At 67.7% G+C, this 11,836-nt stretch carries 10 protein-coding genes and 1 pseudogene; all 11 read left to right on the forward strand.

The features are described 5' to 3' along the window. Positions 1–200 precede the first annotated feature (200 nt). Entirely contained in the window at positions 201–1,724 is a 1,524-nt protein-coding gene (gene hutH / locus WS69_RS13280) for a histidine ammonia-lyase (protein WP_059471226.1), read from the forward strand. A 4-nt stretch (positions 1,725–1,728) separates the two neighbouring features. Continuing rightward, positions 1,729–2,424: a histidine utilization repressor gene (hutC, locus tag WS69_RS13285; RefSeq protein WP_059471227.1), complete on the forward strand. Its 696-nt coding sequence runs from the start codon at positions 1,729–1,731 to the stop codon at positions 2,422–2,424. A gap of 42 nt (positions 2,425–2,466) precedes the next feature. Continuing rightward, positions 2,467–4,155, forward strand: coding sequence for a urocanate hydratase (gene hutU, locus WS69_RS13290; protein WP_059471228.1), 1,689 nt, complete (start codon positions 2,467–2,469; stop codon positions 4,153–4,155). Continuing rightward, positions 4,155–4,790: a HutD/Ves family protein gene (locus tag WS69_RS13295; protein ID WP_059471229.1), complete on the forward strand. Its 636-nt coding sequence runs from the start codon at positions 4,155–4,157 to the stop codon at positions 4,788–4,790. Before hutU ends, WS69_RS13295 begins: the two co-directional genes overlap by 1 nt. Before the next feature lie 4 nt (positions 4,791–4,794). Then, entirely contained in the window at positions 4,795–6,018 is a 1,224-nt protein-coding gene (gene hutI, locus WS69_RS13300) for an imidazolonepropionase (protein ID WP_059471230.1), read from the forward strand. A 13-nt stretch (positions 6,019–6,031) separates the two neighbouring features. Beyond that, positions 6,032–7,414 carry a formimidoylglutamate deiminase gene (locus WS69_RS13305; RefSeq protein WP_059471231.1) on the forward strand — a complete coding sequence of 461 codons (1,383 nt, stop codon included), beginning with the start codon at positions 6,032–6,034 and terminating at the stop codon, positions 7,412–7,414. Between the two features lie 261 nt (positions 7,415–7,675). After that, entirely contained in the window at positions 7,676–8,479 is an 804-nt protein-coding gene (hutG, locus tag WS69_RS13310; RefSeq protein WP_059471232.1) for an N-formylglutamate deformylase, read from the forward strand. Positions 8,480–8,988: 509 nt separating this feature from the next. After that, positions 8,989–9,192, forward strand: a complete 204-nt coding sequence (locus WS69_RS34130; protein ID WP_059471236.1) for a hypothetical protein — start codon at positions 8,989–8,991, stop codon at positions 9,190–9,192. 296 nt (positions 9,193–9,488) lie between these two features. After that, complete coding sequence (locus WS69_RS13325; RefSeq protein ID WP_059471234.1) at positions 9,489–10,283, forward strand: gamma-glutamyl-gamma-aminobutyrate hydrolase family protein; 795 nt, start codon at positions 9,489–9,491, stop codon at positions 10,281–10,283. Positions 10,284–10,315: 32 nt separating this feature from the next. Beyond that, entirely contained in the window at positions 10,316–11,650 is a 1,335-nt protein-coding gene (locus tag WS69_RS13330; RefSeq protein WP_059471235.1) for a glutamine synthetase family protein, read from the forward strand. A gap of 34 nt (positions 11,651–11,684) precedes the next feature. Next, positions 11,685–11,836 (forward strand): annotated as a pseudogene (locus tag WS69_RS30985) (aspartate aminotransferase family protein); the annotation flags it as partial.

Consider the following 11,836-nt stretch of genomic DNA (forward strand, 5'->3'; position numbering starts at 1 on the left):
TGCTCAGCTTCCGAGCCGCTGCGCCGTCGGCGGCGTAGCTTCATCTGCGCGACAAAACGAATTGTTCAGGGCCGACTCGATAGTGTGAACACGCCCTAGGGGAAACTCCTAGTCCGGATTTTTGAAAAACAAGTTGTCTATACAACATCGAGTCACTACACTTCATCTCACTCCGAAACTTGTATAGACAGGACCCCTTCATGATCACGCTGACCCCAGGCCGCCTGACTCTCCCGCAACTGCGCCGGATCGCCCGCGAGAACGTGCAGATCGTGCTCGATCCCGCGAGCTTCGCCGCGATCGATCGGGGCGCGCAAGCCGTCGCCGACATTGCCGCGAAGGGCGAGCCGGCCTACGGCATCAACACGGGCTTCGGACGCCTCGCGAGCACGCACATCCCGCACGACCAGCTCGAGCTGCTGCAGAAGAACCTCGTGCTGTCGCATGCGGTGGGCGTCGGCGAGCCGATGTCGCGTCCCGTCGTGCGCCTCCTGATCGCGCTCAAGCTGTCGAGCCTCGGCCGCGGCCACTCGGGCATCCGCCGCGTCGTGATGGACGCGCTCATCAAGCTGTTCAACGCCGACGTGTTGCCGCTCATCCCGGTCAAGGGCTCGGTCGGCGCGTCGGGCGATCTCGCGCCGCTCGCGCACATGTCCGCGGTGTTGCTCGGCATCGGCGAAGTGTTCATCCGCGGCGAGCGCGCGAGCGCGACGGATGGCCTGCGCGTCGCGGGCCTCGCGCCGCTCACGCTCGAGGCGAAGGAAGGGCTCGCGCTCCTGAACGGCACGCAGGCGTCGACCGCGCTCGCGCTCGACAACCTGTTCGCGATCGAAGACCTGTACCGCACGGCGCTCGTGTCGGGCGCGCTGTCGGTCGACGCGGCGGCGGGCTCGGTGAAGCCGTTCGACGCGCGCATCCACGAGCTGCGCGGCCATCGCGGCCAGATCGACGCGGCGGGCGCGTACCGCTCGCTTCTCGAAGGCTCGGCGATCAACGTGTCGCACCGCGACTGCGACAAGGTGCAGGACCCGTACAGCCTGCGCTGCCAGCCGCAGGTGATGGGCGCGTGCCTCGACCAGATGCGCCACGCGGCCGGCGTGCTGCTGATCGAAGCGAACGCGGTGTCGGACAACCCGCTGATCTTCCCGGACACGAGCGAAGTGCTGTCGGGCGGCAACTTCCACGCGGAGCCCGTCGCGTTCGCGGCCGACAACCTCGCGCTCGCGGCGGCCGAGATCGGCGCGCTCGCCGAGCGCCGGATCGCGCTGCTGATCGACGCGACGCTGTCGGGCCTGCCGCCTTTCCTCGTCAAGGACGGCGGCGTGAACTCGGGCTTCATGATCGCGCACGTGACGGCCGCCGCGCTCGCGTCGGAGAACAAGACGCTCGCGCATCCGGCCTCGGTCGATTCGCTGCCGACTTCGGCGAACCAGGAAGACCACGTGTCGATGGCGACGTTCGCCGCGCGCAAGCTCGCCGACATCGCGGACAACACCGCACACATCCTCGCGATCGAGCTGCTCGCCGCCGCGCAGGGCGTCGACCTGCGCGCGCCGCACGAAACGAGCCCCGCGCTGCAAACGGCGATGAAGGCGATCCGCACGGACGTCGCGCACTACGACCTCGACCACTACTTCGCGCCGGACATCGCGGTGATCGCGCAGCGCGTGCGCGAGCGCGCGTTCGCGAAGCTGAGCCCGCTCGCGTTCGAGTCGGAACAATAAGACGATGAGCACGCCCGCCTATCAGGAAATCAAGGACTTCATCCTCGATCGCATTCACGCCGGCGAATGGGCGGAAGGCGATCAGGTGCCGTCCGAGAACGAGCTCGCGCGCGAATTCAAGGTCGCGCGGATGACCGTCAACCGCGCACTGCGCGAACTGACGGCCGAGCAGGTGCTCACGCGCATCCAGGGGGCGGGCACCTTCGTCGCGCGGCCGAAGTACGAATCGACGCTCGTCGCGATCCGCAGCATCTCCGACGAGATCGCCGCGCGCGGCCACAAGCACCACGCGCGCGTGCTCGACCTCGTCACGATGAAGGCCGACGAAGGGCTCGCCGACGAGATGCAGGTGCCGCTCAACACGAAGATCTTCCGCTCGGCGATGCTGCACTACGAGAACGACGAGCCGGTCCAGCTCGAAGAGCGCTGGGTCAATCCGGCCGTCGCCGCGGACTACGCGGACCAGGATTTCTCGACGATCACGCCGAACCAGTACCTGATGCGCGTCGCGCCGCTGCAGCGCGTCGAGTACCGGATCGAGGCGGCGATGCCCGACCGTGCGATGCGCGAGCAGCTCGAGACGGGCGAGACCGAGCCGTGCCTCGTGCTGCATCGGCGCACGTGGTCGCAAGGCGTCGTCGCGTCGGTCGTGAATCTCTGGCATCCGGGCAGCCGCTATCGCTTCACAGGTCATTTCTGAACGCTTAACGAACCCTCACATTTCTTTCCGGGAGCAGTCGTCATGAATCACCCGAAACATATCGATCCGCGTCTCGATCCGACCCGCGTGATCCGTGCGCCGCGCGGCAGCGAGAAGCGCTGCAAGAACTGGCTTGCCGAAGCCGCATACCGGATGATCCAGAACAACCTCGATCCGGAGGTCGCCGAGCATCCGCACGCGCTCGTCGTCTACGGCGGCATCGGCCGCGCGGCGCGCAACTGGGATTGCTTCGACCAGATTCTCGCGTCGCTGAAAGACTTGAACGACGACGAGACGCTGCTCGTGCAATCGGGCAAGCCGGTCGGCGTGTTTCGCACGCACGAGAACGCGCCGCGCGTGCTGATCGCGAACTCGAACCTCGTGCCGCACTGGGCGACGTGGGATCATTTCAACGAGCTCGACCGCAAGGGCCTGATGATGTACGGCCAGATGACGGCGGGCAGCTGGATCTACATCGGCAGCCAGGGGATCGTGCAGGGCACGTACGAGACGTTCTTCTCGGTTGCGAACCAGCACTTCAACGGCGATCCGAGCGGCCGCTGGATCCTGACGGGCGGCCTCGGCGGGATGGGCGGCGCGCAGCCGCTCGCGGCGACGATGGCGGGCTTCTCGATGATCGCGGTCGAATGCGACGAATCGCGGATCGACTTTCGCCTGAAGACGCGCTACGTCGACAAGAAGGCGAAGACGCTCGACGAGGCGCTCGCGATGATCGACGATGCGAAGCGCGCGGGCAAGCCGGTGTCGATCGGGCTTCTCGGCAACGCGGCCGACGTGTTCGCCGAGATCGTCGCGCGCGGCATCACGCCGGACTGCGTGACCGACCAGACGAGCGCGCACGATCCGATCAACGGCTACCTGCCGCAGGGCTGGACCGTCGAGCAGTGGCGCGAAGCGCAGAAGGTCGCGCCGGACAGCATCGTGAAGGCGGCGAAGCAGTCGATGGCGGTGCAGGTGCGCGCGATGCTGACGCTGCAAGAGCGCGGCGCGGCGACGCTCGATTACGGCAACAACATCCGCCAGATGGCGCTCGAGATGGGCGTCGAGAACGCGTTCGACTTCCCGGGCTTCGTGCCCGCATACATCCGGCCGCTCTTCTGCGAGGGCAAGGGGCCGTTCCGCTGGGTCGCGCTGTCGGGCGACCCCGAGGACATCTACAAGACCGACCAGAAGGTCAAGGAGCTGATCCCCGACGATCCGCACCTGCACAACTGGCTCGACATGGCGCGCGAGCGCATCGCGTTCCAGGGCCTGCCCGCGCGGATCTGCTGGGTCGGCGTGAAGGATCGCTATCGCCTCGGCCAGGCGTTCAACGAGATGGTGAAGAACGGCGAGCTGAAGGCGCCGATCGTGATCGGCCGCGATCACCTCGACACCGGCTCGGTCGCGAGCCCGAACCGCGAAACGGAATCGATGAAGGACGGCTCGGACGCGGTCAGCGACTGGCCGCTCCTCAATGCGCTGCTGAACACCGCGGGCGGCGCGTCGTGGGTGTCGCTGCATCACGGCGGCGGTGTCGGCATGGGTTTCTCGCAGCACGCGGGCGTCGTGATCGTCGCCGACGGCACCGATGCCGCGCACGAGCGTCTCGGCCGCGTGCTGTTCAACGATCCGGCCACGGGCGTGATGCGCCATGCGGATGCCGGCTACGAGCTCGCGCAGCGCACCGCGAAGGAAGCGGGCCTCAAGCTGCCGATGCTCGGACGCTGATGCGGATGGTGTCGTCTACGATGCAATCGACGCTGATACGCGCGGATTCGCTCGTTGCGTCGCCGTGGAAGAATGGCGGCGGCGTGACGCGCGAGATCGCCGCGCATCCGTCGGGCGAGCGCACGACCGGCGCTGCCTTCGACACCTTCGCGTGGCGCGTGAGCATCGCGGACGTCGCGCAGCCGGGGCCGTTCTCGCGTTTCGACGGCATCGACCGCACGCTCGTGCTGCTCGCGGGCGCAGGGATGACGCTCGTCGAACCGGACGGCGCGCGGCACGTGCTGCGTGCGCCGCTCGATCACGTTGGATTCGCGGGCGAGACTGCGCTCGCGGCCGAACTGCACGACGGCCCGACGCGCGACTTCAACTTGATGACGCGGCGCGACGCGGCGCGCGGCAGCGTCGACGCGTGGCACGGCGGCGGCGCGGCGTATGCGCTGCGCGCGCACGCCGTGCTGCTGTTCTGCGCGAGCGGTGCACCCGTCGTCGATCTCGGCGATGGCGCGCCCATCGCGCTGAACCCGTTCGACACGCTGCGCCTCGACGATCCCGCGAACGGCGAGCTACGATGCACGATCCACGGCGACGGCGCGTTGCTCGCGGTCGGCGTGACGCTTCTTCACGACAAGGCTTGAGCGGATGAAATCGATTCTCTGGCACAACCTGAAACTGTGCGCGCACGGCGACCCGAACGACACGATCGCCGACGCCGCGATCGCGGTGAACGGCGACGGCACGATCGCGTGGCTCGGACGCGCGAGCGACGCGCCGGCCGGCTACGTGCACTGGGCGCGCGAGGATCTGCGCGGCGCATGGGTGACGCCCGGCCTCGTCGACTGCCACACGCATCTCGTCTACGGCGGCCAGCGCGCGGACGAGTTCGCGCAGCGTCTCGCCGGCGTGAGCTACGAAGAGATCGCGCAGCGCGGCGGCGGCATCGTGTCGACGGTGCGCGCGACGCGCGAAGCGAGCGAGGCGATGCTCTTCGAGCAGGCGGCCGCGCGGCTGCGGCCGCTCCTCGCCGAAGGCGTGACCGCGATCGAGATCAAGTCCGGATATGGGCTCGAGTTCGAGAGCGAGCGCCGGATGCTGCGCGTCGCGCGGCAGCTCGGTGAGCGCTTCCCGGTGAGCGTCTACACGACGTTCCTCGGCGCGCACGCGCTGCCGCCCGAATACGCGGACCGCGCGGACGCATACGTCGACGAAGTCTGCGATCGGATGCTGCCCGCGCTCGCCGACGAAGGGCTCGTCGACGCGGTCGACGTGTTTTGCGAGCGGATCGGCTTCACGCTCGCTCAGAGCGAGCGGGTGTTCGAGGCGGCCGCGCAGCGCGGGCTGCCGGTCAAGATGCATGCGGAGCAGTTGTCGAACGGCGGCGGCGCCGCGCTCGCCGCCCGCTATCGCGCGCTGTCCGCCGATCATCTCGAATATCTGGACGAGGCGGGCGTCGCGGCGATGCGCGCGTCCGGCACGACGGCCGTGCTGCTGCCGGGCGCCTATTACTTCATTCGGGAGACGAAAATGCCGCCGATCGATCTGCTGCGCCGGCACGGCGTGCCGATCGCGCTCGCGACCGATCACAATCCGGGCACGTCGCCGCTCACGTCGCTGCTGTTGACGATGAACATGGGCTGCACGCTGTTCAAGTTGACGGTGCAGGAAGCGCTCCTCGGCGTCACGCGCCATGCGGCGATGGCGCTCGGCGCAAGCGACCGGCACGGCTCGCTCGCGCCGGGGCGGCAGGCGGACTTCGCAGTGTGGTCGGTGGCGACGCTCGCGGAGCTTGCGTACTGGTTCGGCCGGCCGTTGTGCGAGCGGGTCGTGAAGGGCGGTGCGACGGTGTTCGCGCGCGATGCGCGCTGACCGGAAGACAAGCATGACGAAGATCGATTCGATGTTGTTTGCCGAGCATGCTTATCTGCCCGGCGGCTGGCGGCGCGACGTGCTGCTGCGCTGGGACGCGACGGGCACGCTCGTCGATGTCCGCGCGAACGCGGCGGCGCCTGCGGGCGTCGCGCGCGCGAACGGGCCACTGCTGCCCGGCATGCCGAACCTGCATTCGCACGCGTTCCAGCGCGCGATGGCGGGGCTCACCGAATATCGCGCGAACCTGTCCGACACGTTCTGGAGCTGGCGCGACCTGATGTACCGCTTCGCGCTGAAGATCACGCCCGACGCGCTCGCCGCGGTCGCGCGCTGGCTCTATGTCGAGATGCTGAAGAGCGGCTATACGTCGGTGTGCGAATTTCATTACGTCCATCACACGCCGGACGGCGCGCGCTATCCGCGGCGCGCGGAGCTGGCCGCGCGCGTCGTCGGCGCGGCGCAAGACGCGGGCATCGGCATCACGATGCTGCCTGTCGCGTATCAGTACAGCGGCTTCGGCGAACGCGCGCCGCGCGACGACCAGCGCCGCTTCATCAATACGCCCGACGCGCTGCTCGCGCTCGTCGACGAGTTGCGCGGCGAGCTGCCCGAGCACGGCGGGCTGCGCTACGGCATCGCGCCGCATTCGCTGCGCGCGGTGTCGGAAAGCGGATTGCGCGAATTGCTCGACGGATTGCCGGCCGATGCGCCCGTGCACATCCACATCGCCGAGCAGACGGCGGAAGTCGACGACTGCATGCGCGCGTACGGCGCGCGGCCGGCGCAGTGGCTGCTCGACCGCTTCGACGTGAACGCGCGCTGGTGCCTCGTGCATGCGACGCATCTCGACGCGGCCGAGACGGGCGCGCTCGCGCGCAGCGGCGCGATCGCGGGCCTGTGTCCGACGACCGAGGCGAATCTCGGCGACGGAATTTTCCCGGCAGTCGACTATCTCGCGGCCGGCGGTGCGATCGGCATCGGCTCGGACAGCCATGCGGCCGTCGACTGGCGCGCCGAACTGCGCCTCTTCGAATACGGGCAGCGGCTCGTGCGGCGCGAGCGCAATGTGCTTGCCGATTCGGCGCATACTCATGTGGCGGACCGTCTGTTCGCGGCATCGCTCGCGGGCGGCGCATGCGCGGCCGGCCGGCCGGTCGGCGCGCTCGAAGCGGGCCGGCGCGCCGACTGGATCGTGCTCGATCCTGCACATCCGTCGATCGCCGAGCACGGCAGCGATACGTGGCTGTCGGGCGCGGTGTTCGCCGAGCACGGCGACACGCCGGTGCTCGACGTGTATGTCGGCGGCGAGCAGGTCGTGAGCGCGCGCCGGCATCGCGACGAGGAATCCGCGTACGCGGGGTATCGTGCGGCGCTCGCGCAATTGCTGCGCTGAGTACGCAACCGGCTTGCGCGAACGCATGACGGTACGAAGGGGCAGAAGTGCGGCCGCCGTGCAATACGGCTAGCATGCGTGCCGCATCCGACATGCGGCGCAGTGCGAGGGCAGGGTTGCCGCGCGCGCCGAGACGAAGTGCATGCAAGCCGAGCGCCTCGCGCACGCAGTGCCGCAACCGGCCGCCGCATGCGCGGCGCGCGCTGCGGATCGGCCGGCGCGCCGTGTGAGGCGCCGCATCATCAACGAGGTCGAACGATCATGAACACCGCATCGCATCCGCCGGTATTCACGCTGCATCGCGGCACGCTGCCGCTGCTCGTGTCGATACCGCACGCAGGCACCCACATTCCAGAAGAAATCGCCGCGACGATGACGCCCGTCGCGCGCTACGTCGACGACTGCGACTGGCATCTCGAGCGTCTGTACGATTTCGCGAAGGCGCTTGGCGCGTCGGTGCTCGTGCCGTCGCACGCGCGCTACGTCGTCGACCTGAACCGTCCGCCCGACGACGCGAATCTCTACCCGGGCCAGGACACGACGGGCCTCGTGCCCGTCGACACGTTCGACAAGGCGCCGCTGTACGCGGACGGCGACGAGCCGACCGTCACTGAGATCGCGCGCCGTCGCGAGCGGTACTGGACGCCGTATCACGATGCGCTCGTCGGCGAGCTGCAGCGCCTGAAGGACGAACACGGCCGCGCGCTGCTGTGGGAAGCGCATTCGATCCGCTCGCACGTGCCGCGCTTCTTCGACGGCCGGCTGCCGGACTTCAACTTCGGCACGTCGAGCGGCGCGAGCGCGGCGCCGGGGCTCGCCGACAAGCTGGCTGCGCTCGTCGACAAGCACGGCGGCTACACGTCGATCGCGAACGGACGCTTCAAGGGCGGCTACATCACGCGGCACTACGGCGCACCGGAGAACGGCGTGCAGTCGGTGCAGCTCGAGCTCGTGCAGGCGACCTACATGGAAGAGGCGCGGCCTTATTCGTATGACGAAGCGAAGGCGCAGCGCATCGCGCCGCTACTCGAGGCGCTCCTGACGGCTGCGCTCGAGCATCGTTGACATCGTTGCGGCGGTAGTCCCGTTTTCGTGGCGTATTGCCCGGGATGGCGCGCTGCGTGAGAAGCCGCGCCGTCGCACGCGATTCGAGACGAATGCGATCTTCGTTCGTGATTCGCACGCTTGCCGCGCAAAGCATGCGTGCGAAGCAGCGATGTTTCGGATTCCGATCGGATAGCGCGGAAATGCCGCGCGATGCGTGCGTTCATCGACGCTTGTCGTCGAATATTTTAAGCATTGGTCCCGAAGCATACTCAGGGAAAACCCTGAATTCGTATTTTTGAAACGGAATTGACTGCGTTTCCAGATACGATAAGCTGATTGTCAGCTAGCCGTCACATCGATAGCGGCGGCGTTTTCCGACGTCGCCGCCACACGCGAACGAGTTGCGGCGACGTTCGCGACGATCGACCGGCTGGCCGGGCGGCGGCGCATGCGAAGTCGCATCGCCGTTTGCCGCGTTCAATACTTTAAACAGTCAGTCGAGTGTGATCGTGAGAGTCCAAGGCCCCTTGGTCAGACGGGATCGAAGTCGGCGTGCGAATCTTCCGCACGCCGTCGATGCTGCCGACGACGGCTGCGGCAAGTTTCTCGCCAGCCCAAGCCTGTCTATCTTCGCCATCGTGTCCCGGCGCTCCGTGCGCCGTCACAACGCGGTCGCCGCACGCGCCTACATGGCGGTTCACGACGACGGCGTCGCCTCGCTGTTGCCCTAGCGCCTCTTTTCGTCACTCGTCGGTTCGTCGCTGCTGCGCAGCCTCGCGATGTCGCGAGGCATGCGAGGGGACGGTGCGCGCGCCCCGTCACGCGAAGTGCGGCCGTCGCGTCGCCCGCGACGCGCGCATCCGTCGTGTCGTGTCGACGTTTCATCTCGCGGTCCGCAACGTGCGTGCGTGTTCGAGCGTGCGCGCCCGTGCGCGCAACGTCGTTCCCGTTTTTTGCGACGAGCGCGATCGTGCATCGCACGTGCCGCGCACGCATTCGCCGCTCGTGTCGAATCGAAGGAAACGCGATGGATGAACGCATCGACACCGCGCCGCGGCCCGTCGTCGGCATCTGCGCGGATCGCAAGACGGTCGGCCTGCATGTCGCGCACGTCGTGGGCGAGAAATATTTGACCGCGGTCGTCGACGGCGCGCTCGCGATTGCGATCGTGCTGCCCGCGCTCGGCGCGCGGCAGCGCGCGGACGAACTGCTCGCGCTCGTCGACGGCCTGCTGTTGACGGGCAGCTATTCGAACGTCGAGCCCGCGCGCTATGGCGGCCCGGCGAGCGCACCCGGCACGCTGCACGACGCGGCGCGCGATGCGACCACGCTGCCGCTCGTGCGCGCGGCGATCGACGCCGGCGTGCCCATGCTCGCGATCTGCCGAGGGATGCAGGAACTGAACGTCGCGTACGGCGGCACGCTGCATCAGGAAGTGCACGCGTTGAGCGGCCATGCCGATCATCGCGAGGACTTGTCCGCGTCGGTCGACGTGCAGTACGGCCCCGCGCATCCGATCCGGCTCGAGCCGGGCGGCCTGCTGCAGCGCCTCGCGCACGGCGCGGAAACCGTCCAAGTCAATTCGCTGCACGCGCAAGGCATCGAACGGCTCGGCGACGGGCTGACCGTCGAGGCGCGCGCGCCGGACGGGCTCGTCGAAGCGATCGGCGTGCGCGACGCGCGCGCGTTCGCGCTCGGCGTGCAATGGCATCCGGAATGGCGGTTCGACAGCAATCCGCTGTCGCAAGAAATCTTTGCGGCGTTCGGCGCGGCGTGCCGCGCCCGAATGCGCAGGGCGGCCGAGCGCGCGACACGCGCGTGACGGCCGTCGAAGCTTATCGAAGAGAGGCTCACATGCAAGACATCGATGATTTTCTGAGGCAGCACCGGATCACCGAAGTGGAAGCGATCATCCCCGACATGGCGGGGATCGCGCGCGGCAAGATCATCCCGCGCAACAAGTTCGAAACGGGCGAATCGATGCGACTGCCGCAGGCGGTGATGGTGCAGACCGTGACCGGCGATTACCCGGAAGACGGCACGCTGACGGGCGTGACCGATCCCGACATGGTGTGCGTGCCCGACGCGTCGACGATCTGCCTGATTCCGTGGGCGGTCGATCCGACCGCGCAAGTGATTCACGATTGCGTGCATTTCGACGGCTCTCCCGTCGAGATCTCGCCGCGTTTCGTGCTGCGCCGCGTGCTCGATCTGTATCGCGCGAAAGGGTGGAAGCCCGTCGTCGCGCCGGAGCTCGAGTTCTATCTGGTCGACATGAACAAGGACCCGGATTTGCCGCTGCGGCCGCCCGTCGGGCGTACGGGGCGCGCGGAGACGGGGCGGCAATCGTACTCGATCGAAGCCGTCAACGAGTTCGATCCGCTCTTCGAGGATATCTACGAATACTGTGAGCTGCAGGGCCTCGACATCGACACGCTGATCCACGAAGTCGGCGCTGCGCAGATGGAAATCAACTTCCTGCACGGCGACGCGCTGTCGCTTGCCGATCAGGTGTTCCTGTTCAAGCGCACGGTGCGCGAGGCGGCGCTGCGCCACAACATGTACGCGACATTCATGGCGAAGCCGATGGAGAACGAGCCCGGCTCGGCGATGCACATCCATCAGAGCATCGTCGACATCGAGACGGGCCGCAATCTCTTCATCGGCGCGAGCGGCGACGTGACGCCGATGTTCCGCGGCTATCTCGCCGGGCTGCAGAAGTACACGCCCGCGCTGATGCCGATCTTCGCACCGTACATCAATTCGTATCGCCGGCTGTCTCGCTTCATGGCCGCGCCGATCAACGTGCAGTGGGGCTACGACAACCGCACGGTCGGCTTCCGGATTCCGCATTCGGCGGCGGCCGCGCGGCGGATCGAGAACCGGATTCCGGGCGTCGACTGCAATCCGTATCTCGCGATCGCGGGCACGCTCGCGGCCGGCTACCTCGGCGTCACGCAGGCGCTCGAACCGACCCAGCCGCTCGCGAGCGACGGCTACAGCCTGCCGTATCAATTGCCGCGCAATCTCGAGGAAGGGCTCACGCTGATGAGTGCATGCACGCCGCTCGCCGAGATGCTCGGCGAAAAGTTCGTGAAGGCCTATCTCGCGCTGAAGGAAACGGAGTACGAAGCATTTTTCCGCGTGATCAGCTCGTGGGAGCGCAGGCATTTGCTGCTGCACGTTTGAGCGAGCGCTCGCGCGCCGCATTCAGGAGATCAAAGTGACGTATCGAACCGAAGACATCGCTTTTGTACAGCCGCTGCGCGCGACCGCGTCGCAGCGTACCACCGCGCAGTACCGCGCGCTCGACGCCGCGCATCACATCCATCCGTTTTCCGACATGGGCGCGCTCAATCGCGCCGGCAGCCGCGT

Origin of the sequence: Burkholderia sp. BDU5, assembly GCF_001522845.1 — a bacterium.
Taxonomy (GTDB): domain Bacteria; phylum Pseudomonadota; class Gammaproteobacteria; order Burkholderiales; family Burkholderiaceae; genus Burkholderia; species Burkholderia mayonis.